The organism is Moritella sp. PE36 (assembly GCF_000170855.1).
In the GTDB taxonomy this organism is placed as follows: Bacteria; Pseudomonadota; Gammaproteobacteria; order Enterobacterales; family Moritellaceae; genus Moritella.
This window is the reverse complement of the sequence record NZ_ABCQ01000016.1, coordinates 1-25,672: the sequence shown is the minus strand read 5'-3', so window position 1 is coordinate 25,672 and position 25,672 is coordinate 1. Positions and strand designations below refer to the sequence as shown.

The window sequence follows — 25,672 nt, the reverse complement described above, 5'->3', positions numbered from 1 at the left end:
CACAATGAAATTCACAGTTTGTCAGCTAGAGCAACTATTACAACTTGCCACCGATGCTGCTTTAAAAGCAGGAACATTCATTAACAGCGTTGATAGAAGTTCGCTGCAGGTACACAGCAAACAGGCAGGCTCGAGTTTGAGTGCGCAGGTGGTAACGCAAGTTGATCTCGACAGCCAAGCAATTATATTGGAGATACTACAGCCAACTATCGAGCAATATGATTTAGCCCTGTTGACCGAAGAAAATGCCTGCGAAGAAGATGTAGCAACCCACGCCCGTTTTCATAAAGACTATTTTTGGTGTATCGATCCACTCGACGGCACCCTGCCCTTCATTGAAGGTGGGAATGGTTTCGCAGTATCTATCGCTTTAGTCGATATTTCTGGTAAACCCATCATTGGCGTGGTGCTTAACCCAAGCACAGATGAACTCTATCAGGCCATTAATGCACAGCCACTGATATCAAAAGTGTTGAAGAATGGTTCACTTTGGCTGCCAGAGCAGTCTGAACAACTTAAGCAAAACAGCCAATCATTAAGTTTATATATCGATCGCAGCTTCCAGCAAGACCCTCGTTATCCTGCTGTCATTGAGCAATTAACAGCTATTGCGGGGCTACAAGGATTAGCACTGCAAGTGATCAAAACTAACGGTGCAGTGATGAATGCAATTGGGGTACTTGAAAATGCCCCCGCTTGTTACTTGAAGTTACCGAAACCACAACTCGGTGGCGGCAGCTTATGGGATTTCAGTGCGACAGCAGCAATCACCCAAGCATTGTCAGCTCAGTATTTAGCGTCATCTTCGCAAATACTCTGCGCAGTAAGTGATTATCAGGGCGCAGCTTTAGATCTTAATCGTAGCGACTCGAATTACATGAATCATAAAGGAGTGCTGTATAGCAGTGGGAGCATCAAGGAAATGTTAACGCCTCATGTTCTGCTGACTTTTGCATTGTAAATTGAATAAGAAAATGCCAACAACAAACAGATACCAGCTGGAATATATAGGGCATAAAAATTTAAAACACTGAAAAAATACGCACCTAATGTGCCACCCGAAATGAACCCTATGATAATGATTATAAACAATGATGCCTTTCTTTGATCAAATTGTTCACCTCTCAATCTCGCCCCTAACATAATACCTAAATCAGTAAATATACCGGTTAAATGTGTTGTTCGGATAACCGCACCACTGTAAGTAGTGACGAGTGCGTTCTGTAAGCCGCAAGCCGCTGAAACCAAATAATTACCTTGCACTGAGCCCTCGACTAGGAAATAAATAGAACCCAAAATAAACATTGCTTCCAAAGCAAGCAGGCCACTGTAGTTACGACCCAACTTTAATGCGCCACTACGCAGGAAATAGCCCGATATAACAGAACCCATTACGAAGCTAAGGATAACTAAAGCCAAATGCAGCACATCAGAAAAATTTGAGTTTATAATTCCAGAGCCAAGTAGTGTCGCGGTACCAGATAAATGTGAAACGGCTTGGTGCTTGAAACCTAATAATCCAATAGAATTGATAAGCCCTGCAACCAGAGCAAGAATAAACGAACCATATTCTACCCAGCGGGGTAATTTTGAAATCACGACAATCCTTTAGCTTATTAAATGGAATGCCGTATAACGTGAATTCCATTGTCATTTTATTACGATGAACAGTAGCAAATTTATTATTAATAATAAATCGAGAATCAAACATAGCTACTCTAAATCAAATAAAATACAGGAAAAAAGACTAAAGCCTATTGTACCTGTATTTAAAATTAGCTGAGCGACTGGTGTACTCAAAAATGCCCCAACTTGTTATGTGAAATGACCTAAACCACAACTCGGTGGCGTACCTTTAGATCTCAATCAAACAGACTCGAATTACATGAATCATAAAGGGGTGTTGTATAGCAGTGGATTACAGCATCAAAGTCTATTCTTTGATCTCACCAAGTAAGCGTGAATGAGGATACTATTTTAGTTAATATTTATGAACTATGCTTTTGAAGCACGCAAGGGCTTTCCAAAGTATTTATCCATCAGTAATACAAACCATATTAATGTGAAATAAATGACCCATAAAAAATCATCAAAACTAAGCCACTTTGAGTTACCGTAAATAACTGAATCACCACGTTTAATAATTTGAACATATACAGAATCACGTAAGTTATCTTCAGGGGTTATATACAAAGTAAGGCGTCTGCTTTTCAGATATGCTTTCTTATTAAGATATGAAGATAAGTCCATCTCAACCCAATATGATTTAGAGCTACCCCTTAAGGAAAAAATGGTTTCTCCACAATGTTCGAATCTGTTTTTTCGGCAAGAATAACCAATAACCCTATCAATGCTGGCTAACCCTGTAATTGAAACATGGCTAGAGAGGTCTTTATCAAGCAATGTCATTCCGTATGCATTAAAAAAAATCAGCAATAATATTATAATTTCTTTCATAATGTATCAGCTTAAGTTCAAGTAATATGCTCTATAATTTATGTAAAACAATAACGATTGCTCTCATACATTACAATCCGTTAAGCGTATGAGATAAGTATGAACTTGCCGTCTGAACTAGCCTAAGCAATTGTAATATAAGCTATCCGTTGTTATGGTCTTGGTCACTTTAGATATACAGGAGGTTGTAATGAACGGAGCTGGCGGAAATTCAGGTGGTATTGGGCATTTCTTTATTGGTTTGATTATGATGTGTGGTGGTTTCTATTTGCTGCTAAATGCAATTACGGTCACTACAAACTTCGGACTCAGTTCTCGACTCTATAGCGTCAATGCTTTAGGAACCAGTTTTGGTATTACAGGTGGCACTGTGATGCTGCCATTTATATTTGGTATTGGGCTTATCTTTTACAACTCTCGAAATATATTAGGCTGGTTATTATCAATTGGCTCTATCACGGCGTTAATCTTTGGTGTTATATCTTCTGTTCGTTTTAGCCTACGCACGATGACATCGTATGATCTTATTGTAATTTTAGTTTTAGCTATAGGTGGCTTAGGACTGTTCTTGCGGTCTTTGAAAGCGATTGATGCTAAATACAGTTAATCTAGAGCTCAACATTTCGAGCGAGTCAGCTTATTACATACCAAGATGAATAAGTGCGGCCTCTGGACTTTGAAAGTTATCAATTTGCTTACTATGCAGCAGTTTATTACCAACAAGTATGAAGTTATATGACAGATTTTCAGAGGCCTGCTTATCCCAAACACCATCGCCAAAATAAGTTTTGGATATAAATAGCGTATTACTACACCGAGATTCAGATAATTGCATAACCTTGGTGCGCTCTATCGCATCGGAGCTAGACGCAAAAGCTAATCCTGAAATATCAAAGCCTGCTGAATGAAGCTTTATTCTGGCTGTTTCTTCCCAACCTCCAGTAGCAATTGCAACTTCAACATCAGTTCTTAATTGTAACTGTCGTAAAAAATCAATCGCACCATCCACCTCTCGCGCAGGTGATACTTCAAGGTGAGCTTGAACAAGCTGTACGAATGATTCTTTAACATTTTTATGTAGGAAATCTCGCTGGTCAGTTAAATCATGTTCAGAAATAAACTCATCCAATATTCCAGCATCTGTAATGTTCTTGTAACTAGCCCAGTCAGTATTTAGTTCATGCCCTGTAACGTTCTTTATCGCTTCTGAATAACAATCAGCGTCAAAATCACATGACTCGATAAGAGTGCCATCAATATCAAACATTATTAGGTGCATTAAAATCTCCATAAATATTCACTTAGTCCTACTCCGAGAACGTCTGAATTTCTGCTATTTATTTTTGTAGGGGGGCTTATTAATCACTAGTAAATCACTATATCTACTTGAGTATATTTAAGTTTACTATTATGAACAAGGTGAACTGATACTCTTTTGAAGAAAGCGTGACTGTATTCACTAGATTAAAATAACACTGCAAATTTAATGAATTTTACTGTTTGCTAGAAAAAGAAAAGGAAGCCGAGGGAGGCTTCCTTTGGAGTATGACAGTGTGGTGAGGCACCCTGTCACGTGTTAAGTATGGAACTAGGAAATTCCATACTTTTTGATATCAGTCATTTAAATGTTAACTGTTTACGCTAAATTCTAAATGTTTGATATTAAATGGCGTCTTTCGCATTCTTCATCAAGAAGTCGAGTACTAAGCCCTGCTCTTCTGGGTTTAGACCAGCGCGTGGGAACATACTTTTGGTAATACCTTTCCACTGCAGTTTAGTAAAGTGGGTAGTATCTTTTGGACCATGACAAACTGTACAACGTTGATAGAAGATCTTCTCGCCCGGGCTTAAGTTTTCACTTACTTTAGCTTTCAAGTTTGACACTCGCGCTAGACCATAAACAATCGCAAATTCGGCTTTAGACTTGTCGATGATCGCAGGTTTGGTGTATGCCTGATTCGGTCCATCTGGATCGGTACATTTCTTCATTTTAACTAACACAGTATTAGCGGTTGTTGCCTGACTCAAGCCACTTGAGGCTTTGTCCGACGTGAGAAAGTTAACCAAACCACTGTTACAACGACCTTTACTATCCACCGATGGCCAGCAACCTTCATAGATACTGATAACACCTTTCATGATGCGAGCATCGACACGTGCGCCGACTAAAATAGAACCACGCTTGTTGTATACTTCAATCAAGTCGCCATCTTTAATGCCACGGTTTTCCGCGTCTTCAGGACTCATTAAGCAAGGTTCACGACCTTGAATATTATCGATATCACGAATACTGGTATTGGCCATTTGTGAATGTAAACGCATACGTGGATGCGGGCTTACTACGTGTAATTCATCTTCTTCTGCATTACCTAAGTATTCATGTGGCGGGAAGAATGTTGGGATTGGCGGGCAATCAGCCAATTCATACTTAGCAAAATCACTCGAGTAGAGTTCAATTTTACCCGATGTCGTTGCTAACGGGTTTTTCACTGGATCGGTATAGAAATCACCATGGCGAACCCATTTGTTAGCTTCAAGTGGTACTTCCATGTGAGCAATACCTTGCTCCCAGAACGCTTTAAACGGCATAGTCGCAGAACTCTTCGAGTATGCTGCTTCAATCATTTGCATGACTGATTGGCCTTGTTCCATGAACTGATATTCAACATTGAACAGGCTTGATAGACGACGGAAGATCTCGATATCATCTAGGCTCTCTGCTTGCGGTTTAATGATCTGACGCATCGCATAGACTTTATCATTACTGTAAGTACCGCCAGAGGTAATATCATTACGCTCTACCGTTGTTGTTGCTGGTAATACAATATCTGACCAGCGTGTCGACGCACACCACCACGGGTCTTGGCACACGACGGTATCCACATTCTGCAGAGCTTTGATCAACTTGTTGGTATCTTGTTGATGTGACATGAAGTTGTTACCCGAGTTATAAATCATTTTCACCAACGGGTATTTATGGGTTGAACCGTTATGGGTAAACTCGCCACCCGGGTTGTTTAACATTTCGGTAATACGTGATGCAGGGCAGTAAGCTTTAACCAAGTTACGACCTTGCGATAAACCAGCAGGCATAGACTTACCAGAAACCGGCATACCACCACAACCATAGTGCCAGCTGAAACCAACGCCTTCACCTGGTTTACCGATGCCACCTAACATGCTTGAGAACGCGATGATTGCCCAATGTTGCATTTCACCGTGGTCTTGACGTTGCAGTGACCATGAACCCGCAAACTGGGTTCTGTTATCAGCGAACATTTTTGCTAATTCAATGATTTTAGCTTCCGGAATACCGGTGATCTTAGCTGCCCATTTCGGCGTTTTCTCTTCACTGCCATCTTTACCTAACAGTGATGGTAAGAACTTCTCGAAACCAACAGTGTACTTATCTAGGTATTTTTCATCATGTAAGTCATTTTTGTACAGGTAATGACACATAGATAAAAATAGTGCTGTATCTGTGCCAGGAATAATCTTAACCCACTCACAATCTAATGCTTCATCGGTAATGGTGAACTGCGGGTTAATGGAAACAAACTTAATGCCCTTGTCCTTAATTGCTTCCCAACGTGGATACATTTGGTGATCGGCTACGCGGTATTCAATTCGGTTATTTTTGAACGGATCACAGCCGATCATACAGAATACTTGGGTATTATCGCGTACTTGTTCCCAGGCTGTTTGCGGTGAGTATACTTCCATGTCTCCGATTATATGTGGCAAACTGATTTGTGATGCGCCACCTGAGTAATCACCCGATGTTAAGCTACAACCACCAATCATGTTAAAGAAACGGCCTTGTAATACGTTCGGACGGAATACACCAGCATGGCTCCAACCACCATAAGAACTACTGAAAATACCTTCGTTACCGGCTTTATCAATGGTATCGAGAATAGCTTTAGCCGTTAGACCAAGTGCTACATCCCAAGAAACCCGTACGAATTCTTCTTTACCCCGTAATTCAACTTTGGTATCGCCTGTGCCGTTAGTCATACCTTCAAGATAAGACTTACGTACCATCGGATAATTCACGCGAGTTTCGTGGTAAGTTCTGCTTAATACCCCCTCAGTGAGCATTTTAGTGGGCATCGCATCAATTTCTGATAACGTCTGCACACCGATGAGTTTGCCGTCTTTTACCACAGCTTTAAATGCACCATAGTGACTTGCGTGTGGGATCAATTCGATATCTTTAGCAAATACGGCCTTGGGACCAAATAACGTCAGCGCTGGTACGGCTCCCGCGGCTGCTAATGAAGATTTCAAGAAACTTCGACGACTTATACTCATAATTTCTGTACCCCTGAGGATTGTGTAAGTTAAGTGCAGTAATACTTGGTTACTGCTTTTCCTAATACACTAATGAAATATTGAGAATGACATTGACGCTTAATATGAATGAAAACAACAAATTGTGAACAGGTTATGAATAGACATTAAGCATTCATTTCTATTTCTAAAGGGATAGTTTAATGCTTTTGAAATGCTGCATAAATTAACCATGAATAACATAAGGTTATATGGCAACCTTTGTTATTCACTAAAGCCATCACCCGCAGAAAGTTGCGTCACATAATTTTGTAATTGGTCGACAGAATTGTTAATTAATAATGCCAATTGTGTTAACTGTGATGTAGATAACACTTTAGTTTTACATGACTTTTTAAATGACATCTCAAGTTGATGACAACGCTGGTACAACGCAGTTAAACCTAAAGCGACAGCAGCGCCTTTTAATTTATGCAGTAACTTTTCTTGTTGCTCGGCATTAAGCGCAGCGAAATCACTGTAATCCGACTGCGTCTGACGACAGAACAACTGCCCCAGCGCTATGATCTTGTCTTTCCCCAGATATTGTAGGTCTTGATCAAGCGTGGCAGGGTTGAATAACACCATATCTTTGCTTACCTCAGGTGATCCATCACTATCATCTAGACCAACCACATTTACCATTACCTTGGCGATCGTGCTTTTCAGGCGTTTCATTTGTACCGGTTTGGCAATAAAACCATCAAAACCGGAATCGATGAACTTGGTGATATCGTCTTTAAATACATGAGCAGATACCGCGATAGTTTTTAATTGTCGCTGTTTACATTCGGCCATATCTCGCAGTTGTACCGCCAGTTCGACGCCATCAATATCTGGCAGGTTGATATCTAACAGAGCCAGATCAACATCTTGATTTGAGTACAGTGCCAGTGCTGATGCTCCGTCGCAGGCGCTATAGACTTGATGACCTAACTTCTGCACTAGCGCACAGGCAACATCGCGATTGATTTGGTTATCTTCAACAATAAGGATGCGGAAACAGCTATTCGTTTCAATCACATGTGAAACGGTAGATAACTGTTCATCAATCAACGCTTGCGGAGCGACTTGCAGTGGGATCTTAAAGTAGAAACAACTGCCCTGATTCTCAATACTGGTTAACGAAAGCGTGCCTTGGATTGCTGACACCAGTCGCTGAGAAATAGCTAAACCCAGTCCTGTGCCTGTCGCACTGCTTAAGTTAGCCACTTGGGTAAAGGCGTCAAATACTGCTTTCTGCTTATCATCGGCAATACCACAGCCGGTATCGGTAATGCTAAAACTGAGCTGCTCGTCATGTGTTGCAATAGCCAGAGTGACGCTGCCTGAAGTGGTGAATTTTATGGCATTGTTGACTAAGTTAATGATGATCTGACGCAGTTTACCTAAGTCGGCAAGCACCCAAATATCAAGTTTATCCGCAAGGTTAAAGGTTAAATTCAGCCCCTTGCTCTCTGCCCTCGCCCGCATCAGATCGATAACGTTATTGCCTAAACGCTGAAGATTGACTGCCCGGTTAGATACTTCGATATGACCCGCTTCAATTTTGGAATAATCGAGAATATCATTAAGAATATCCAGTAAGTTTTCACCCGAGGTTAGGATAGTCTGGGTATAAGTCTGTTGCTGCGTTGACAGCGGTGTATCTGATAACAGCTCTAATGTGCCTAACATGCCATTCATCGGGGTGCGAATTTCATGACTCATATTGGCCAGAAATACTGACTTGGCGTTGTTGGCATCTTCGGCCTGTTGTTTGGCTTTGGCATGACCGACGGATTCATTATTGAGTTTTTCATTAATGAGCGTTAGCTGTTCTGTTCTTTGTTTTACCAAGCGTTCTAAATTTTCTTTATGCAGACGTAGTTCTTTTTCAGTTTCAATTTGCGCTTGTTCAAGCTTTTGTTTTTTTAATGCATTGTCGCGGAAAATATCCAGTGCTAGTGCCATTTGCTTGAACTCTTCATCATTAGAAGGCTCGACAGTGATTTCGAGATCGCCTTCGGCAAGCTTTTTAATCACTTGGGTATGTTTAGATAATTTGAATACAATGCCTTGATATACAATCTTCCACATCACCCCAATGATCACGATTAATGACAAGATGGTGGCCAGTATCAGAATGTTTTGCGACCATGAAACCAACTTTTGCTGTTGCTGGCTGGTTTGCTGTGCTTGTTGAGTTTGCTTTTCTACCAGCGTACGAATACCTTGGTTAAGTTCACTCAACTGCTTGGAAATATACAAGTGTAAATCATTTTGTTTTTGTTCAAGCTGTAGATAATCGCTTTGTTGATTGATCAAGGTGGTGAAGGTATTAAGGTTTAATATAGTAGACTGAACACGCGCTAAACGATATGGATCTTTGATTGAGTCCACCAGCTGACGGATGATGTGTATGAGTTCATCCTTTTGTGGTTTTAAACGGGTTAGTTGCTCTACTTGCGAGGTATTGATAATAAAGTTAGCAATTTGTCCCAGTTCTAAGCTGTATCTTTCCAATGCGGTCATTTTATCTAACAGATTAAGATCTTCATCAATGATCAGATCAAGGTTCTGATAGATAATATTGTTATCCTGATGCTGTTCAATTAAGTCATACAGTCCGCTCAGCCTCACTAAGGCAAAGGTGTGGGCATTGGCAACTTGAGATTGTGATAATTGAAAGATATTACGCACCGCAGTTGTTACCTGAACAAATGAATCTTGGCGCTGCTGTCGTTGCTGAATTTGTAGTTTGGCATTGTCATTGAGCTGACTAATATCTTTAATAATATTGGTTTTTTGTAATACCAATTGACGGATATTACGATTATCGAGTTCAGAGATATCCAAGGCCTGGAATTTTTTGCCAATGGCCAAGTTTAGCTGAATTAATTGTGCATTTATGTTCTGACGATCAATATCACTGCTGGCATTTTTCAGTAACGTGGTTCGGTTGGTTATTTGCAGACTGATATTAGCCAATTCACTGGCGCTTGATAAGCTAGGTAGCGTTTGTTGTGCAATTTTTTCACCTGTATCGGCAATAAGACTTAAGCTGTACCAAGACACAGTACTGATAATAACTAATAAGCTGGCAACAAAACTAAACGCGAATAACAGTTTGTTTCCTATACTTTGACGAAATCGCAATGTAAGCTCCTATTACTAAAATAACGGTCATTACCACATATAACGCTATCAACTGGTACCTGTTTATTGTGACATTTATTGAGAGAATTATTGTGAAATATTTGTTTTTACTCATCACCTTGCAGTTTAACTTGCCCGCTTGGGCGGCAGCTAACGAGTCACAAGAAACTATTCCATCACAAACCGTTCAATCACAAGACAGGCTACGACTTTGTGCGGTTTACCCACATCTGAAAGATTCATACTGGCTGAGCATCAATTTTGGCATGAGTGAACGTGCAAAACAAAGAGGTATTTCATTAAAAGTGCTGGAAGCTGGCGGTTATCAAAATAGTCAGGAGCAATGGACACAAATTGAACAATGCCTGCAATGGCAAGCAGATGCGATATTAGTTGGTTCAGTATATTATAAGCAACTGAGTGCCAAACTCGCGGAACTGAATAAAACCGTGCCGTTATTTGGTTTGGTTAATGAAGTTTCCACCACGAACCTGACTGGTCGCACAGGTGTTTCTTGGTATCAAATGGGCGCCAAACTAGGTCAGTTCCTGAGTAACAAACATCCAAAAACAAGCAATGAAACTAAGTTAAAGCTGGCTTGGTTTCCCGGTCCTCAAGCCGGTGGAGGCAGTAAACAAGCGACCTTGGGCCTGAAAGATGCATTGAAAAACAGTGATGTTGAAATCGTTTCAATCAAATATGGCTTTAATAATAAAATGCGTCAGTTTTCATTGTTAAGTGAAACACTCGCTGAATTTACTGATCTGGACTATCTTGCTGGTAATGCAGTGATGGCAGAGATGGCTATTGGCGAATTAGTCAAATTAGAGAAAAATCAACGTCCGCAGATTTTAAGTCATTACCTCAGCCATGGTGTTTATCGTGGTATCAAGCGTGGAAAAATTCTGATGGCCAATACTGACCAGATGGTATTACAGGGGGCAATGGCAATCGATCAGGCTACTGATTATTTATTAAAGCAAGCAATTATCAAAGATCAGGGGCCTGAAATATTAACGCTAACCAAAGAACGGTTAGCCCAATTCCCGACTGACCAATCGTTGTCACCCAGTTATTTCAAGCCAGTTTATTCGGTTAATCCTTAACATTGTTCTTAGCATTGTAGTTAGAACTGTCCTTAAAACAATGCTTAGAGCAGTGCTTTGAATGTCGTTGAGAACAGTTAAGACAGCTGTTAACGCAGCTCTCCTGCAAACAAATAGCCTTCGCCATGAACCGTCACTAAATATTCAGGGTTCTTAGGATCTAACTCTATTTTGTTACGCAGCCGACGTACTAATACATCTATTGTACGATCATTGGGCGCCTCTACTCGATGGTCGATCAAGCTCAGTAATCGGTCTCGAGATAAAACCAGCTCAGGATGGGCGGTGAAGGCAACTAACATTTCGTATTCCGCTTTAGTCAGTTTTATTTGCTCGCCGTTTTGACACAGTTTTCGCTTAGCTTTATCAAAACTCCAACAGCCAAAATGAAATAGCTCATCGTTTTTTTCATCTTTAATCGCATTTTCTAATGCATTATTGGCCTGCGTGGTCAGCGCAATACGCCACAACAGGTTTTTTACCCGTACGAGTAACTCGCGTAATTCAAAAGGCTTGGTAACATAGTCATCCGCACCCATTTCTAGACCAACAATTTTATCAATAGCATCAGTACGGCCAGTCACCAGAATAATACCGATATTTGACTGACTACGTAAGGTTCGGGTGATCATCAAGCCGTCTTCATCTGGCAAGTTGATATCGAGCATAACAAGGTCGATGTGATGATTAGCCAACACGATATTCATTTCTGCTTTGCTCGCAGCTTCACTAACTTGGTAACCCTCATGTTGAAAATAACCAACCAGTTTCGCACGGGTTATAATTTCATCTTCAACAACCAAAATATGCTTATTTTTCAAATTCAATTCCTTAACATTCTGCATTAACTAGCGAAATAACAATAACTCACTAGGCACTTTTTACCCTGATGTATATCAACATATAAGTGCTAAATCATGAGTAAAAAGCCTGCTTTTATTATTTATGTTACATAAAACATCTTTTTTCAACCCCGGCAAGCTTTAGTTGTTTATCTTTGTCGCCATAAACGCCAGCTTCGCTCATTTCATGTTTAACCCATCACGGATATTAAGCGCCATCAGTGTCACATTAGCCAAACCCGCTAACAACTCAATGGCTTGCACTGAATAAAAAATAACATCAAATTGGCCTATGCTGGCCAGATGTTGTAAATAAATGGCCGCCGGAAATAAGATCAATAATCCATTCATGGCAATAACGGGCATACGTTTCTTCTTCTTCGCAACCGGGCCTGAATTCGCATTGGGTGCCAATTTTTCGCCTGTAATGCCAGTGATAGCCATCGTCGGCATTAGTATCCAAATGGCATATAATATCGCTGTTTTAACCGTCAGTACAGCTTGATGATCGCCAAACAATTCAACCAATAAAGTACTGCTGAAAAATGTGAAGATCATTATAAATGCACAGATTGCAGCGATACGGTGTATATGTAATATTGCTTTTTTCATAATGTATATTACCAACGTGAACGATAAGAACGGTGACAACTTCTGCAGGTGCTTTCCGCTTGTTTTAACGCGTTTTTGGCCATTTTAGAATCTTCGTTCTGACTCGCTAAGCTTAATTGGTCAAAGCTAACAACCATCTTATTGAGTAACGAATTGAATTTTTCAGGTTTATCCCAAATATCTGATTTTGCTTTACTTCCCTCTTTACTACCACTAGGGAAAGCAGTCTCGAGGGTGTTGCCATGAGTCACCAATGTTTGGCTGACATTTATCATTTCCTGCCAATCCGTATTACGCCCATCGATAAGATCATCGACGCTTTCAAGTCCGGTTTCTATGCCCGAAAATGCCGTTTTCCTCGCTTCTATTTTAGTTTCAAAGGTATTAGCCATCACCATAACGGGTAATGCAAATACGATAACTATTGCTGTTTTTTTCATCTTGATGCCTCTCTTGTTGTTGGTGTTAGTAAGTTCATATCTTGCGACTTGGCTTTAATTTACACAACAACTGTTGCACGCGCAACAGTTGTCGTGTAATACTTGTCATGTAAGTTAACTGAAAAACTTAAATCACCTTTCATTGGAGTAACTATTATGAAGATCTGGGATCTTGCTACACGTTTATACCACTGGCTTCAAGCCGCTGTTTTTATTGGGCTTATAATAACGGGAACCACAGAAAGCGGACCACACATGCAGTTGGGACTAATATTGTTTACGTTAGTGACGTGGCGAATACTGTGGGGATTTTGCGGAAGTGAAACAAATAGATTCAAGCAATTCCTGTGTTCTCCTCGGGTTATACTCACTTATCTGCATGGTCGTTCCAGCCAAAAACCAGGTCATAATCCAGCAGGTGGTTGGATGGTATGCGCATTACTATTTTCACTCTTGTTACAATGTATCTCAGGACTGGCGCTCGCAGGATTATTAGATCAATTGCCTTTGGCTGAATGGTGGCTGACAGATAATATTTTTTCGCTGCTAGAGTCTACGCATTTTTTCTTGGCTGATGTATTGCCGATGTTGGTGTTTATGCATGTGATGGCAGTTATCTGCTACAAATTAAAACAAAAACCGCTAGTATTGGCGATGATAACAGGCTGCCAATCACACGATAGCGGATTTAAACCAGCCTATTTTGTCTCAAGTAGTCGTGCATTTTTGGTGCTAGTTGCAGCAGGATTAGTTACCATAGCAATAGTTGCATTATCAATGGTATAAAACATGAGTGAAAATTTTGATCGCCAAACTAGCTTTGGCTGGATGATAAACGTCGTCGCCAATCAAGCGGCAAAGGTATTTGACACTGAATTGAAGAAATACGGTTTAACGATAGCGCTTTGGCCGACCATGATGTGTTTATGGGAAGAAGAAGGGGTAACCCAAAGTGAGATTTCAGCTAAATCCAAAGTAGAAAACTCAACCACGACACGTACTATCGACAAGCTAGAAAAACTTGGATTAGTTGAAAGACGCACAGATCCAAACAGTCGCCGTTCATTCCGAATTTATCTAACAGAGCAAGGATTAGCGCTAAAAGAAACGTTATTGCCTATCCCTATGGCAATAAATAAAGAGCTGCTTAGTTCGCTAGAAGAAACTGAACAAAAAGAGATGCTCCGTCTGTTACAAAAAATGGTAGCGACTGTTTAAATAGCGCATCACATTCATTCTTGCGCGAGGGGTTTGACTTTATCTGCGGTAATACTCAATCGCTCTTTAGCATCTTGACTGACTACCGTGTCATTGATGTAAAGCTTATTAATCTCATAAAGCTCGCAACCATAGGCTATGTCGCATTGTATTAGTCGCTGCAGTGTGGATGACCAGAACATCAATATCTATTTAGCATAGATGGCGGGATAAAACGTTCTGACTATGAATTTATCACTCACGCCTGTATTATAACCAAGCGACTGAAATTCTAGCTATAAAGCTACGTTAGCAAGACCATACTAAACCAGTAATAGGACACTATGGAAAAGAAAAACCAAGGCATACAATCTGTAGAGCAAGCTTTTGAGATCATCGATTTTTTCTCTAACAAAAATCACCCAATCTCGTTAGGTGATGCCGCTGTAGAAATGGATATATCTAAAAGTAAACTCCATAAATATCTTGCTAGTTTTCTGCGTATTGGGGTCATCATTCAAGATGCGAATGGTAACTACTGCCACGGGTCAAAACTAATCGAGCTTGGTGCTAAAATCCTTGGTCATACTGATATACTCCATTTCTGTGAACCTGAGTTACAACGATTAAGACTAGAAACGCAAGAAGCCACAGCACTCGCAGTATGGACAACACAAGGGCCGATGATTGTTCGCTTCCTCGAAAGCCCATATCCTGTCGCGATAAGCTTTAGAGTTGGTTTTCACGCACCACTAACAGGCAGCTCTGTCGGGATGTGTTTTGCGGCATTTTCACCGGAAGAAGCTTACCAACACCTTTTAAAAGCAGAAATGAAAGGTCAAGCACAGCTGAGCGAAGAATTTAAACAAGACCTAATATCGATAAAAGATGAAGGTTATGCGATCCGAAATAAAGTAAACCCAAGCATACCGGGTGCCAAAGCGATATCAGCACCTGTTTTTGACGCGACAGGCAATATAGTTGCGTGTATTCTCATTATTGGTTTCAAACAACAAGACGCCATTCAAGAAAAAGATATAAAAGCCATACGTGATACGAGCAAACGACTATCTCGACACTTAGGTTACACGATGACGAAAGCTATTAGATAAGACCATAGGCAGTTAATTTTGAACCATTGGTCCGAATAGCCGGAAGCTCCAGTCTTCTACAACGTCGTTTGCGAGGCGACGTTCGACAAGCCTTTTCCATGAATCGACCAATGGTAACTCTAGAACTTGTATGAGCGTTTTTTTGTCTAAACATCCAGTGAAAATTAAGCTCATTATTCTTGCGACAGACCAGTCCGGGTAAGGTCGTTCACAAAGTAAAATCTCATCACCGACGCCGATTTCTCCTTCTTCCAACACCCTAAAATACCAGCCTGTCCGTAGGGTATCTTGTAGTTTTAGCGACATTTCGTTTTGATCAAATCTTTCGTTTAATTTCCAACAAGGCATACGTCCTTGTGACACTTCCAATAATGTCGTTCCGATGCGGATCTTATCTTCAATACAAATGGTATGTTCATTCAGCCCCAAGGAACTGATATTTTCTCCAAAAGCCCCGACTTCTTTAAATATGACTTTGCCACCGAGATCTTTTTGCCACTCGGCATAGTGTTCACTCGGATAGATATGTAGCGCTTTTTCAATGCCTCCATGTACAGTCAAGTCACCTTGCTCGTCGTTAACAAATCCTAGTTTTTCAACAACCAGACGTTCATTTGTTACTTTTTTATCTATCGCACTTGTTGATCCTCTGGCATAAGGGAGCGCTTTACCTACAAGCACTGCACCAACCGACCCTATCTTTTTCATATTAAAGCCACCTCTTTGTTCTGCTGTTATGTTACTTCGCCCTACCCTGTATTACTTCACCATGTGATGCATCCCAAGCAGGTACTAGTTATTCGTCGGTCGATAAATGGGTTGTGAAGCGAGTACTTCGATACCTGTCGGCGTACTTTTTAGATAACGTACTTCATCATCTGAAAATAACACCTCTCTCTCAAACCCTTCAGCGGTTGGGAATCGATCCAACACTAAGGCCAAGATGTCCTCTCTTGTGCTGTGATCGTTATTTTCGATCACGACTTCGAAAAGTGGCTTTGCTTCCTTCGTTATTTTTATCTTATATCTCATGATTATTCCTCACTCTTGTTGCTTCAACCCTGTCTAGGTGGCTTCTGACAACTCGGCTCACCAAACAGGAAATTCTATTTAACAATGTTAAATGAGGACTATACCAACCCTACTAAGATTTATCTATAGTGTACCTGATTTAATATAAAGAAACGCAGTGGTGAAATAGATAGATCTACAGGAAGTAGTAGTGGGATAAGACAACCGGAGTCTAAATAATGGTCTTGACGTAACTGAAGGTTGTAAGTGGATATAGACATAAATATCACTTAAGCTGAAATTGATCGCGCGGTACAATAACGACAGAGAAATGCAAATTTAACCGGTTCGCTTATCGCGTTCAACGTAAAAATGCATTAATACCCCACCGATAAAGTGAATTACTCCGGACGTTGAATACTAAACGGGGCAGTAATTGATGCGTACTCCCCGCCTCCTAACCGTGCGAGGGGTTTGACTTTGTCTGCGGCAATATTCAATCGCTCTTTAGCATCTTGACTGACTACTGTGTTATTGATGTAAAGCTGCTTAACCTCCACTTTAAATATAAGTACTAATAATCAATTACTTAAAATCAAGTTGTGACGATATTGGCGATTAAGTGGCGATGTGATTCTAAAAGTATTGCTGCTTAGCCATTTCATTACGCTATCTTATGCTTTCCAGCCGAGCTACCACCCACTACATTTGCCTCTGCATTAGCAGTGATCTCATCAACAACCGCATTAGCAATCGCTTCCGCCAATACTGATGCTTGCGCATGCTCACCAGCGATCACAATTCCGCCCTTGACCATTTCTGCTTCAATCTTGCTTTTTAACCCTGATTTACTTAATGCCATATTATTTCCCTGCAAAAACGGTAGTGGAGCCATCGACATGTGGCTTACCAGTGAATGGGCAAATACTCGCACAGGTGATCACCCCTTTTCCGCCGTTAAGTTTAATCGTGTCTGCATCTTCGGTTATATCCTTGGCTTTAATGATCAGTGATTTTGCACTGTCGAGATGCATGTCTTCTGTGCTTTGTATTTTAACTTCTTTGTTACTGCCTAAAAGCAGGTTATCCAGCGAGGTAATAATCGCCTTTTCACCGACGAGTATTTTCAACGCCCCCATGATTTCATTGACCTGGTTACCGTCTATTTTATTAATGTCGTGCGTAGCAACCTTCGTGCTGCGTTCGTGGTAAGTCTGTTCGCTGGTTTGGGCTTCAACAATTGATTTCTGACTGGACTGTTTTATTTCACCATCTGTCTGCAAGTGCCAATCGCCATTACTACCGGCTAACTTACTGCGATGCGATTGCTGCAGACTCACATCGGTTGCGCGGTTATCCGGTACCAACGTATGCCAGGGTAAAAGCGACGTGATCACCGGCAATGAATCAAGACCATCAATATATTGAATTAAGCACTGCATGCCAGGTGTTGGTTCAACGAACAAACCATGCTCATGTCCCTGCCCTGACGCAATACTGACTTGCTCAAAGACAGGAACGGCTAAGGGCTTACCTGTAACCGCATCTAATAATTGAATATCCGCCGCTTTATAGGCGCGAAATGCACTGCTTACACTGGCACCATTAACCGGCATATCATAAATTTTCTCTATCCGAGCCAATTGCGGTAAGTGTTTACGCTGTCCTAATTCGGGGAAGTAACGTAATACTAAGCGGCGTATAGCGTTTTTGACCATCTGATAACCTGCTTATTTCCTGTTAATGTCACTTCGGTAAGGTAACGACCATTAAGTTTTAGTCCTGGACGTAACTTAGGGATCGCAATTAATTCACCTTTACTCGAGCTAATCGGCTTGATTGGGTGTTCTGAAAATTCAGTGATGACCGATTTTGACCAACCTGAATCATGCCAGCTACCCACGTAGACCTTGCCATCGGGGCGTTGCTGAAAAATATAATCCGGTACCTGGTATATTTTTCCCAACTGACGTAATACCGATATGCCATCGCCTTGATGATAAAAACAAGGAACGGGCTGATTGATATAATCAGCATCGGGATAAATAAAATGAAGGCCGGTGGCAGAGAGCTGATCCAATACATCTTTCATCGTGGCAAAACGAATGGCCATATTAGCCGGCAGTGATAACGCGCCGAGTAATTCACGGCAAGTCAGATACCAACGACCGGATGATTGATACTTAGATTCAATAACCCCCATGAAATAAGGCTGCAGGTTATCGACCCGATAACCGAGGTGTAATTCTACGATGCCTTTAGGCTCTTGCTCACAGGTAACAATAAAGCTGGCGCGACCAGGACTAAACAGATCAAGCTGCACACTGTTATTGATAACATTAACCACGGGTTTACCACCAATGGTTAATACGGTGGTTAGTCGTGCCGAATCGGGTTTACCCATCTCTTTATCCATACCTTTAGCCATAAATTAAGGACCCTCTACATTTTCAAATTGCTGTTGCAGTGAATTATGGCCATCGGTACTTTGCGGTATTGCATTGTTATTGGCTTCGCCATCTAGCTGCAGTTGTTCGCGTTCTGACTTGCTCATGACTTCGAGTAAATTAAAACTAACAACCCAAGACTTCACTTCGTCATCCTCGGTCGCACTCATTTCACCATCAAATTTGGCTTTACGAACCTTGAATGATTCTGCAACATCACAATTCACCGTGCGGATAATTCTGGCGCCGTGTTCGTCGAGCTCTTTAGCTTTCGATATTAACTTGGCTAACGCGGATTTTTCGTTAAAAGGGATCTTGGTGGTGACAGATAATATGGCAGGTTTAACGCCGTTATCAGATGATAAGGACAACGAACCATAACCACTTAAGTCTTCGCCTGCTAATTTGAAGCTGCATTTTATTTTGGTTTCATAACCTGGTACTTGCCAACCATCGAGCGCTATCATAAAAACAGTTCCTTAATCGGTTCAAGTTCACTGCTATTACCCACGAATGCGCAAAAAGCCCAATACGCTTTATCATCACCAAGACCTTGCAGTTTATCTGCTAAGCCTTTGGCTGTATTGGCGCTGATGTTTATGCAATTTAAACCGCTATTAATGGTATTAAATACCGCCATCCCTAAGCGGGCATCACGTTCACTCTTTAACTGCTGACATTCGGCCAGTGCGCTATCAATATCACCAATCAAACCTTGCCCTTGGTCATTAACCTGAGCTAATGAATCAGCCTGATATTGCAGCTTAAGCGCTGGTATCGACCGCTTATCACTAAATACCGTCCACTCTATTGATTGCTCATTTCCTTTAGGACGAATGAATTTGTCTGAATCTAATGTTGCTAGGCTCGTTGCATAACGCCCGCATTCAACAAAGCCGGTTAATGGGCAATATTCATTTATCGCCGCCAAACGCTTGGCTAAATCCTTCGAGCTATCACTGCTCACCCACAAGACCAGGGCATTAAAAACCGCAGGTCTAAACTGGCGGCTTTCATCCTTAATAGCGTTTACCAATAAGACCGCGCCCTCAGCAGCAGTGCAAAAGGTCGCGGTTTGATGGGACGCAAGGCTAATACTCTGCATTAGCTAATAGCGGGCTTCAGTGGCCAAACGATATCATCAACATTTTGAAAGTTTTGAGGAATATCTCTTAACTCTTGGCGATATGCTCGAAATGGCGCTACATCCAATGATAGGTCTAGAGCCTGATTCACTAATCTATCCGCTGTAGACAATAAACGATCACGTTTTTCTATCGCGACAAGCCAGTTTTCATCAACCAATCCACGACGTGTAATAACTTGCATCATATCTATACCTCAAACTTTCTAATGAGTTCTGTTTTAGGGTTATATAAATTCCCATGTTTTTTTGATTTCGGAAAATGCCCGACAGTAATAGTAGGAAGCGCTAAATAAAAGATATCGCCGACCTTCGCATTCTGAAAATTAATATCGATATGCGTATAAGAACCGGGGTTAGCTGAGGAATGGTGGTCTACAATCTGCTGCCATTCATGATTACTCGCCCCTCTCCACTTGATATCACCTACCGATTTGATATAAGCCATGAATGATGCGCTAGGGCTTCTTTTTATCTGCTGCTGGGGTATGTAAAAGTCATAACCACTCGATTCAATAAATAAACTATCTAACACGGTTAATTTTAAAATATTAAAGTTATTAGAAAAATAGCGTGCTGAACCAATCCCCATAAAGTTTAATAATTCAGTTACTTCTGTATCTCTACTGTTTGGTTCTGAACCACTGACAACTGAGATAATTTCAGACTTAAAACAATCATTACGACCACCGCCAACCCCCATGCCTATAGGATAAGTATTCTCAGAACCAAGCGCATTTTCAGCCAGGGTGTGAACATCTAAAAAATCAGAGTTATAATTAAGTGCAACAAAACCCAAATTAGATATCAGCTCATCATTAAGCCCGTTAAACTTCTGTTCTGCAGACGCTACTTTACTGTCAATTACTTGTATTTTTCCATCAACAACCCCGGTGAGTTTATTGCTGGCTTGTACCAATTCTGCAATGTTCTGCTCTATTGTCATGTTCTGTTCCTCTTACCCATAATTAAGCCGATGTAATGTGCTTTACCTGTCGGTACATAGTACTGACCTGTGCGGTTGCCAGTTTGGCGAGTGAGATTTGTACCTCACTATCTTGTTTCTGACGCTGTTTTATCATTGCTGATTGTGTTTGTTGCAGTGTTTGCCCTTCTTGCTCTAGGGTTCCAATGTGAACTTGCTGCAGTTCGATAGTATTTCGTAAACTGCTGATAACGTCTTTTAAGCCTAAGTGGCGCGTCATGTTGTCTATTTGCGCAGTAGCATTAGCAACAATAGCCAATTGCATACTGTCCAGGCGAGGGCTGTAGTCAAACATCCAACTGCTGGCTTTGATCTCGATACGGGCAAGCGCTTTGGCTGCAGCGAACTTCAATACAAAACTGCGGTTGTGTACGTTATTCACGCCCTGGCGTTTACGCTGCAGAGGTAAATAATCCAGCGCTAACAAAATGCCGGTACTGGTGACTAGCCCAATCCAGTTGTAATCAAAGTCACCGATGTCTTGATCTAACACCGTAGCCCAGGCAACAGTATGTTCATCAATAAAACCCGTAATTAACTCATCCGTTTGATAGACAATCTGAGCTTGTGCAGGGATCGCCATATTAGGATCTCGCGCTACGTTATCACTTAAATTAGGGACATTCGCTAACACCAGTGTTGAGACATTTAGCCCCGTATTTTCAAGTGCACAGGTGGTAATGTGCTGCTTGCCAGCATTAGTAAGAATGCCGGTTACCTGTTGTTCTGACATAGAAACTTACTCCGTTGCAGTACTAATGCTGCTTTCTTTACTCAAGAATCCATAAAGTGGCTGCAGTGTCAGTGGATGTTCAACTGACATATTCAGTGGCAACAATGGCACGTTCTGCACATTGTATTGACCACCGAGAAAACCACTCATGGGGTTAAATTCAATATCACTGCCTTGCGTCAGAGCTAAGCCCAAATCAACATGAACACTGTCCCACTGCACATCAAGCCAACCTGGTGCGAATCCAACATCAACCACGCTGTGCACGGTAAATTCATAACGTCTGCAGGTGCGTCCATAGAGCTGGATCAACTCGGGCATCAGTTCGCCGTATTTCGATACGGTATGACTGCTAAAATCGATAGCAATAATGTCCCAATCTCGGTTATCAATACGTTCGCTCACTTTGATTACATCGATACCAAGTCGATTAAAGATGGCTTCAATCGTGGCTATTTCTCCCGCATCAACGCTGTTAACAAGTGCATGCTGGACCCTTTTTCTAAAAAACTCCGCCGGTTCGAAAGGCAGTCTTTCAGTCAAACGTTCCCAGGCTAATAAACCTAAAAAGGGTTCTTCACTTTGTTGCTCATCTTTTTGTGCAACTGCCCACATCACCCAATCTTTGGTATTACTCCAGTATTGCTGCGCGGCTTTCATTAATTGCTCGGCATGGCCTTTGTTTAACCAGGTCGCAATTTCGGGTTGTGGTGGTTGCGGTTTGTGCTGAGAACTACCCATGTTGCACGACCAACTGCGTGAGTCTCGGCAACCACAAATCCGTTTTAATATCACCACAATCAAAATCGATACTGCGTAATGCAGAGAATTTATTATGTAACTGCGCTTGTAATAGGCTCATGCTAAATGACGAGTTCGGTCGAGTTCGCGTCGGTTGATACGCATCGTTTAACCGAAATGCCGCCTGAATAAAGGTCTTTATCTCTGCGCTAATATCGACACTATTTACATGTAACGAATACGTGGCGGTTATCATTTTGTCTTGTGTTGGCATTGCATACACTTGAAAATCATCACCGTGGCCATGATGACCGTCATCACGAATATGCTGGTTAATGACCTTTAATAATCCGGTTGATACTTGGCCAACATTTAAGTAAATAAACGCATTGGCAGTACCTGGTCCACGCGGCGCCTGATTTACAATTTCAATATTTTCGACCGGTATTGCAAAGTCGCTGATTATCGATTTGTACACGGTATTGATGTGCCATTTAGCGGCTGTGCCGAATACGTTTCTTATCCTGTTTCGGTATGCTTCTGTGCATTCTTTATTAGCACCAGGGATAAGCAGCCAGTCTTTTTCATTACGAACAGTCACGCCCTCGATTGAGTTAACCAGGCGGTAATAACTGCCCACAGGTAAGTTATATGCTTGCCCTGCAGTAACCGCTTGCGTCAACACTTCAATGACCGATTCGCCGTCTTGAAATACCACAGCGCTGAGCGTGCGTAATTGATATACCACGCCGCCAATACTGTCACTTTCTACCAAGGCACCGGCGGCAATACTCAATACGCCATCACTGCTGGCGCGTGTTAAGGTCAACATGCCTTTGGCGTTGATAGCATCTACAACAAAGACATTGCGACTCGGACCATGCAACCCGATTAAGGCGCTGCGACTTGCCGTCATGATAAATAAATCAGGCATCAACACTCGAGCAATCCAATCGAGTAAACTCACCACTGGCTGCGTGATGAGTGCTTTAACCGTGCGCCAAAATGGGCTAAACGGACTGCCATTTTCAATAGTAATTTGCTGATCAGTAAGCACCTGGTCCCATTGCTGCTTTGCAACGGTGTCATTCACAGGTAACCCAGCATCCGCCATCATTTGTTTAAAGTCAGGCACGATATCCGGTGTTCTATTTTCATTACTCATGCTATGCCCCTGCCCACTTCATTAAGCCGTATTGCTTTGTTTCAGCTTCAATCGACAAGGTGTTATCACTGTTGTAGGTAATTAAAATCGAGCCTGGCTTAAGTCGGTCGTCTTGCTCTACTTCCAGTTCTAAATCGGTGATCACTGGCGCAATACCATTGATGTTGCGCTGCTTAACGAGCTTAACCAGTAAGCCACTTTCAATAATGCGGTGTTTAACGTCTTGCCCAATCACCTTCGCAGCAGAGAGTTTTTCCACACTAAGAGACGGGTTAAACACAAAATCACCATCGACAATGTTTAAATCAACATGCATATTTATCATTAGCCGGCTAACTCCATTAACTGTTCAAAATCATGAGCAAGGTTGTCACTTTTCATCACCACGTTATCGATGTACACGCGCTTGCTGTTATCGGTACTGGCATTACTGTTGTTATTCGTGCTTTGTCTGCTTTGCTGAAAATACTGCGTTCGCTGTATCCGTGGGCGACTTACCGTCGCTAGCTGCTGGTTATTTTCTTGATACTGTTGAATACGCTCGCTATGCGCTGTTGTTTCATTAAACGTTTGGCTTTCAACAAGAGAAGCAGCAACCGGCGATAAACCACCAAACTGATTGAACTGCGTATTTGCATTGGCTAAGTTGTTCGTTGTATAAGCCTCAGTGCTCAATGCTTGGTTTCTAGCAACCGGCGCGAAACTACTCACCTGATTAATACGCGTATTTGTATTCGCTAAATTGTTTGCTGCGAATGCCTCAGTATTTAATACCTGGTTTGCAGCAACTGGCGCGAAACTACTCACCTGATTAATACGCGTATTTGTATTCGCTAGATTGTTGGTTGCGTATGCCTCGGTATTTAACACCTGGTCTGCAGCAACCGGCGCGAAACCATTAACCAGGCTAATTCGTGTATTCATGTTCGCTAAATTGTGGGTTGCGTATGCCTCGGTATTTAATACCTGGTTTGCAGCCACTGGCACGAAACCGTTAGCCTGGCTAATTCGCGTATTCATGTTCGCTATATTGTTTGTTGCGAATACTTCAGAGTTCAATACTTGCTGCCCGTTTAATGCCGCGGTATTGAGCTTTGTTGATAACGTGTTTTCAGTTGATATTGGCGCCGCAGTTTTGGTCACTTTTTCAACTTTTGAGTTAATGGTCATTTCTTTACCGTCCATCAATCCCAGTGCTTCAAGCACCCATTTAACATTATCAATAAAACCACTGAAGACCGACATGACGCTGTCAAATATGCCAATAAGCGCTTGGCCCCAAGATGAATCTTTAAAGGCGGCAACAATGGTATCCCAATAAAAGATAAGTCCCGCAACTGCAGCCACTAAGGCAACAACCCCTGCGATAACGAGCCCAATCGGATTGGCAAGTAAAGCCGAATTGAATAACCAGGTTACGCCCTGCGCCGTTAACATCGCACCACGATAGAGACCGATAGCAGCAAGATAAGTACCCATCACGGCAATATTGCCCAAGAACCCCATCACGCGCAGTGCAACCAAACCAACCTGCCATAGTTTTGTTGAGACAGCGGCGGCATTGCTGACAACACTCAGCCCAATCAATGCAAAACGATAAATACCGATAATCATGTTCATCGCACTGAATGCCATCATTAATGCAATGACGCCAACAGCAGCTGCGCCGAGTACACCCGTTAATGTTGGGAATTCTTGGGTTAGCCATATCACGCCACCTAACATAGCAACCAGCATATCGACAACCGGTTCAATAATCGGTAACACTGCTTGACCCATCGCCGTTGCTGCGCCATTTAACGAACCGCTAAATCGATCCCAAGGACTGGCAATAATATTGGCCATTTCACTGGCCTTGGATGCATCCGTTATATTGGTCAGTTCGCTAATACCCTGTTTTAACTTGGCGGTTTTGGAACTTAAAATATCAACCACCGAGGCGGCATTTTTAGACCCAAAGGCTTTATTTAAAATATCGCCTCTGGCCACACTGCCAATACCCGCCAGCTTTTGGTTAATTCGCGACATGACCACATCAATACCGAGCATATCGCCCTGGCTGTTAGTGAGTTCTATGCCTAATGCTTTTTGCGCTTTACCAATGCCATCAATAAAGGCGGCGTATTGGGTACCCGCGACCGAACCCGACTTAACGACCAGCTGCAGTTCGCCAAGCACCGCGAATTGCTCTGCCGCGTCAATGCCACGAT

General features: G+C 41.9%; 28 protein-coding genes. 6 read left to right on the top strand and 22 right to left on the bottom strand.

What is annotated here, in order from left to right; genetic code table 11:
* Positions 1-4 precede the first annotated feature (4 nt).
* Positions 5-961 (top strand): 3'(2'),5'-bisphosphate nucleotidase CysQ, encoded by a 957-nt coding sequence (locus tag PE36_RS11160; protein ID WP_006032135.1) that lies wholly within the window; start codon positions 5-7, stop codon positions 959-961.
* Here PE36_RS11160 and PE36_RS11155 read toward each other — a convergent pair.
* On the bottom strand, positions 934-1,599 hold the full coding sequence (locus PE36_RS11155; RefSeq protein WP_006032134.1) for a YoaK family protein: 666 nt from the start codon (positions 1,597-1,599) through the stop codon (positions 934-936). The genes PE36_RS11160 and PE36_RS11155 overlap by 28 nt on opposite strands.
* A 396-nt stretch (positions 1,600-1,995) precedes the next feature.
* A complete protein-coding gene (locus PE36_RS24405; RefSeq protein WP_006032133.1) occupies positions 1,996-2,457 on the bottom strand; it encodes a hypothetical protein in 462 nt (153 codons plus the stop codon).
* 190 nt (positions 2,458-2,647) lie between these two features.
* Between PE36_RS24405 and PE36_RS11145 the strand changes: the two genes are divergently transcribed.
* Positions 2,648-3,064, top strand: coding sequence for a hypothetical protein (locus tag PE36_RS11145; RefSeq protein ID WP_006032132.1), 417 nt, complete (start codon positions 2,648-2,650; stop codon positions 3,062-3,064).
* A gap of 33 nt (positions 3,065-3,097) precedes the next feature.
* Here the strand turns inward: PE36_RS11145 and PE36_RS11140 are convergent, their stop codons facing one another.
* The 3 genes from PE36_RS11140 to torS form a co-directional block, all read right to left on the bottom strand.
* The gene (locus tag PE36_RS11140; protein WP_043994438.1) at positions 3,098-3,736 is read right to left on the bottom strand and encodes an HAD family hydrolase; all 639 of its coding nucleotides are present in this window, start codon (positions 3,734-3,736) and stop codon (positions 3,098-3,100) included.
* Positions 3,737-4,119: 383 nt separating this feature from the next.
* Positions 4,120-6,771, bottom strand: a complete 2,652-nt coding sequence (locus PE36_RS11135) for a molybdopterin-dependent oxidoreductase (RefSeq protein ID WP_006032130.1) — start codon at positions 6,769-6,771, stop codon at positions 4,120-4,122.
* A 243-nt stretch (positions 6,772-7,014) separates the two neighbouring features.
* Positions 7,015-9,927, bottom strand: a complete 2,913-nt coding sequence (gene torS, locus PE36_RS11130; protein WP_006032129.1) for a TMAO reductase system sensor histidine kinase/response regulator TorS — start codon at positions 9,925-9,927, stop codon at positions 7,015-7,017.
* A gap of 92 nt (positions 9,928-10,019) precedes the next feature.
* On the opposite strand from torS, the gene torT reads away from it, so the two are divergent.
* Complete coding sequence (gene torT, locus PE36_RS11125) at positions 10,020-11,033, top strand: TMAO reductase system periplasmic protein TorT (RefSeq protein WP_232286571.1); 1,014 nt, start codon at positions 10,020-10,022, stop codon at positions 11,031-11,033.
* A gap of 89 nt (positions 11,034-11,122) precedes the next feature.
* Here torT and torR read toward each other — a convergent pair whose 3' ends face one another.
* The 3 genes from torR to PE36_RS11110 form a co-directional block, all read right to left on the bottom strand.
* Positions 11,123-11,878, bottom strand: coding sequence for a two-component system response regulator TorR (gene torR, locus PE36_RS11120; protein WP_006032127.1), 756 nt, complete (start codon positions 11,876-11,878; stop codon positions 11,123-11,125).
* 177 nt (positions 11,879-12,055) lie between these two features.
* On the bottom strand, positions 12,056-12,487 hold the full coding sequence (locus PE36_RS11115; RefSeq protein WP_006032125.1) for a hypothetical protein: 432 nt from the start codon (positions 12,485-12,487) through the stop codon (positions 12,056-12,058).
* Between the two features lie 8 nt (positions 12,488-12,495).
* On the bottom strand, positions 12,496-12,927 hold the full coding sequence (locus PE36_RS11110; protein WP_006032124.1) for a cytochrome c: 432 nt from the start codon (positions 12,925-12,927) through the stop codon (positions 12,496-12,498).
* 156 nt (positions 12,928-13,083) lie between these two features.
* Here PE36_RS11110 and PE36_RS11105 point away from each other — a divergent pair, with 156 nt between their 5' ends.
* The 3 genes from PE36_RS11105 (at position 13,084) to PE36_RS11095 (ending at position 15,236) form a co-directional block, all read left to right on the top strand.
* Entirely contained in the window at positions 13,084-13,713 is a 630-nt protein-coding gene (locus PE36_RS11105) for a cytochrome b/b6 domain-containing protein (protein WP_043994437.1), read from the top strand.
* A 3-nt stretch (positions 13,714-13,716) separates the two neighbouring features.
* Positions 13,717-14,145, top strand: coding sequence for a MarR family winged helix-turn-helix transcriptional regulator (locus PE36_RS11100; RefSeq protein WP_006032122.1), 429 nt, complete (start codon positions 13,717-13,719; stop codon positions 14,143-14,145).
* 323 nt (positions 14,146-14,468) lie between these two features.
* Positions 14,469-15,236, top strand: a complete 768-nt coding sequence (locus PE36_RS11095; RefSeq protein ID WP_006032120.1) for an IclR family transcriptional regulator — start codon at positions 14,469-14,471, stop codon at positions 15,234-15,236.
* 12 nt (positions 15,237-15,248) lie between these two features.
* On the opposite strand, the gene PE36_RS11090 is transcribed toward PE36_RS11095, so the two are convergent.
* The 14 genes from PE36_RS11090 to PE36_RS11025 form a co-directional block, all read right to left on the bottom strand.
* Entirely contained in the window at positions 15,249-15,944 is a 696-nt protein-coding gene (locus PE36_RS11090) for an MOSC domain-containing protein (RefSeq protein ID WP_006032119.1), read from the bottom strand.
* Between the two features lie 84 nt (positions 15,945-16,028).
* Positions 16,029-16,268: a hypothetical protein gene (locus PE36_RS11085; protein ID WP_006032118.1), complete on the bottom strand. Its 240-nt coding sequence runs from the start codon at positions 16,266-16,268 to the stop codon at positions 16,029-16,031.
* A 643-nt stretch (positions 16,269-16,911) separates the two neighbouring features.
* Positions 16,912-17,109 carry a hypothetical protein gene (locus PE36_RS11080; protein WP_006032116.1) on the bottom strand — a complete coding sequence of 66 codons (198 nt, stop codon included), beginning with the start codon at positions 17,107-17,109 and terminating at the stop codon, positions 16,912-16,914.
* 1 nt (position 17,110) lies between these two features.
* On the bottom strand, positions 17,111-17,965 hold the full coding sequence (locus PE36_RS11075; RefSeq protein WP_006032115.1) for a hypothetical protein: 855 nt from the start codon (positions 17,963-17,965) through the stop codon (positions 17,111-17,113).
* Complete coding sequence (locus PE36_RS11070) at positions 17,938-18,675, bottom strand: hypothetical protein (protein WP_006032114.1); 738 nt, start codon at positions 18,673-18,675, stop codon at positions 17,938-17,940. The genes PE36_RS11075 and PE36_RS11070 overlap by 28 nt, the downstream gene beginning before the upstream one ends.
* 3 nt (positions 18,676-18,678) lie before the next feature.
* Complete coding sequence (locus PE36_RS11065) at positions 18,679-19,161, bottom strand: hypothetical protein (RefSeq protein ID WP_006032113.1); 483 nt, start codon at positions 19,159-19,161, stop codon at positions 18,679-18,681.
* Positions 19,158-19,799: a hypothetical protein gene (locus tag PE36_RS11060; RefSeq protein ID WP_006032112.1), complete on the bottom strand. Its 642-nt coding sequence runs from the start codon at positions 19,797-19,799 to the stop codon at positions 19,158-19,160. The genes PE36_RS11065 and PE36_RS11060 overlap by 4 nt, the downstream gene beginning before the upstream one ends.
* Positions 19,799-20,026: a phage tail assembly chaperone gene (locus tag PE36_RS11055; RefSeq protein WP_006031983.1), complete on the bottom strand. Its 228-nt coding sequence runs from the start codon at positions 20,024-20,026 to the stop codon at positions 19,799-19,801. The genes PE36_RS11060 and PE36_RS11055 overlap by 1 nt, the downstream gene beginning before the upstream one ends.
* A 2-nt stretch (positions 20,027-20,028) precedes the next feature.
* On the bottom strand, positions 20,029-20,784 hold the full coding sequence (locus PE36_RS11050; protein WP_006032111.1) for a hypothetical protein: 756 nt from the start codon (positions 20,782-20,784) through the stop codon (positions 20,029-20,031).
* Positions 20,785-20,806: 22 nt separating this feature from the next.
* A complete protein-coding gene (locus PE36_RS11045; RefSeq protein ID WP_006032110.1) occupies positions 20,807-21,556 on the bottom strand; it encodes a phage tail protein in 750 nt (249 codons plus the stop codon).
* Between the two features lie 6 nt (positions 21,557-21,562).
* Positions 21,563-22,297, bottom strand: a complete 735-nt coding sequence (locus tag PE36_RS11040) for a hypothetical protein (RefSeq protein ID WP_006032109.1) — start codon at positions 22,295-22,297, stop codon at positions 21,563-21,565.
* Complete coding sequence (locus tag PE36_RS11035; protein ID WP_006032108.1) at positions 22,290-23,462, bottom strand: baseplate J/gp47 family protein; 1,173 nt, start codon at positions 23,460-23,462, stop codon at positions 22,290-22,292. The genes PE36_RS11040 and PE36_RS11035 overlap by 8 nt, the downstream gene beginning before the upstream one ends.
* A gap of 1 nt (position 23,463) precedes the next feature.
* Positions 23,464-23,787, bottom strand: a complete 324-nt coding sequence (locus PE36_RS11030; protein ID WP_006032107.1) for a DUF2590 family protein — start codon at positions 23,785-23,787, stop codon at positions 23,464-23,466.
* A partial coding sequence (locus PE36_RS11025) for a phage tail tape measure protein (RefSeq protein WP_006032106.1) occupies positions 23,787-25,672 on the bottom strand: 1,886 nt, incomplete at its 5' end. The genes PE36_RS11025 and PE36_RS11030, both read right to left, overlap by 1 nt.

What these genes read in the sequence shown, in the direction of transcription:
- PE36_RS11105 (WP_043994437.1), top strand. Translation starts at nt 13,084, where the DNA reads ATGAAGATCTGGGATCTTGCTACACGTTTATACCACTGGCTTCAAGCC.
- PE36_RS11140 (WP_043994438.1), bottom strand. Translation starts at nt 3,736, where the DNA reads ATGCACCTAATAATGTTTGATATTGATGGCACTCTTATCGAGTCATGT.
- PE36_RS11075 (WP_006032115.1), bottom strand. Translation starts at nt 17,965, where the DNA reads ATGGTCAAAAACGCTATACGCCGCTTAGTATTACGTTACTTCCCCGAA.
- PE36_RS11060 (WP_006032112.1), bottom strand. Translation starts at nt 19,799, where the DNA reads ATGCAGAGTATTAGCCTTGCGTCCCATCAAACCGCGACCTTTTGCACT.
- PE36_RS11145 (WP_006032132.1), top strand. Translation starts at nt 2,648, where the DNA reads ATGAACGGAGCTGGCGGAAATTCAGGTGGTATTGGGCATTTCTTTATT.
- PE36_RS11095 (WP_006032120.1), top strand. Translation starts at nt 14,469, where the DNA reads ATGGAAAAGAAAAACCAAGGCATACAATCTGTAGAGCAAGCTTTTGAG.
- PE36_RS11085 (WP_006032118.1), bottom strand. Translation starts at nt 16,268, where the DNA reads ATGAGATATAAGATAAAAATAACGAAGGAAGCAAAGCCACTTTTCGAA.
- PE36_RS11050 (WP_006032111.1), bottom strand. Translation starts at nt 20,784, where the DNA reads ATGACAATAGAGCAGAACATTGCAGAATTGGTACAAGCCAGCAATAAA.
- PE36_RS24405 (WP_006032133.1), bottom strand. Translation starts at nt 2,457, where the DNA reads ATGAAAGAAATTATAATATTATTGCTGATTTTTTTTAATGCATACGGA.
- PE36_RS11065 (WP_006032113.1), bottom strand. Translation starts at nt 19,161, where the DNA reads ATGATAGCGCTCGATGGTTGGCAAGTACCAGGTTATGAAACCAAAATA.
- PE36_RS11045 (WP_006032110.1), bottom strand. Translation starts at nt 21,556, where the DNA reads ATGTCAGAACAACAGGTAACCGGCATTCTTACTAATGCTGGCAAGCAG.
- PE36_RS11080 (WP_006032116.1), bottom strand. Translation starts at nt 17,109, where the DNA reads ATGGCATTAAGTAAATCAGGGTTAAAAAGCAAGATTGAAGCAGAAATG.
- PE36_RS11100 (WP_006032122.1), top strand. Translation starts at nt 13,717, where the DNA reads ATGAGTGAAAATTTTGATCGCCAAACTAGCTTTGGCTGGATGATAAAC.
- PE36_RS11160 (WP_006032135.1), top strand. Translation starts at nt 5, where the DNA reads ATGAAATTCACAGTTTGTCAGCTAGAGCAACTATTACAACTTGCCACC.
- PE36_RS11070 (WP_006032114.1), bottom strand. Translation starts at nt 18,675, where the DNA reads ATGGCTAAAGGTATGGATAAAGAGATGGGTAAACCCGATTCGGCACGA.
- PE36_RS11135 (WP_006032130.1), bottom strand. Translation starts at nt 6,771, where the DNA reads ATGAGTATAAGTCGTCGAAGTTTCTTGAAATCTTCATTAGCAGCCGCG.
- PE36_RS11040 (WP_006032109.1), bottom strand. Translation starts at nt 22,297, where the DNA reads ATGGGTAGTTCTCAGCACAAACCGCAACCACCACAACCCGAAATTGCG.
- PE36_RS11055 (WP_006031983.1), bottom strand. Translation starts at nt 20,026, where the DNA reads ATGATGCAAGTTATTACACGTCGTGGATTGGTTGATGAAAACTGGCTT.
- PE36_RS11115 (WP_006032125.1), bottom strand. Translation starts at nt 12,487, where the DNA reads ATGAAAAAAGCAATATTACATATACACCGTATCGCTGCAATCTGTGCA.
- PE36_RS11110 (WP_006032124.1), bottom strand. Translation starts at nt 12,927, where the DNA reads ATGAAAAAAACAGCAATAGTTATCGTATTTGCATTACCCGTTATGGTG.
- PE36_RS11090 (WP_006032119.1), bottom strand. Translation starts at nt 15,944, where the DNA reads ATGAAAAAGATAGGGTCGGTTGGTGCAGTGCTTGTAGGTAAAGCGCTC.
- PE36_RS11035 (WP_006032108.1), bottom strand. Translation starts at nt 23,462, where the DNA reads ATGAGTAATGAAAATAGAACACCGGATATCGTGCCTGACTTTAAACAA.
- torR (WP_006032127.1), bottom strand. Translation starts at nt 11,878, where the DNA reads ATGCAGAATGTTAAGGAATTGAATTTGAAAAATAAGCATATTTTGGTT.
- PE36_RS11030 (WP_006032107.1), bottom strand. Translation starts at nt 23,787, where the DNA reads ATGATAAATATGCATGTTGATTTAAACATTGTCGATGGTGATTTTGTG.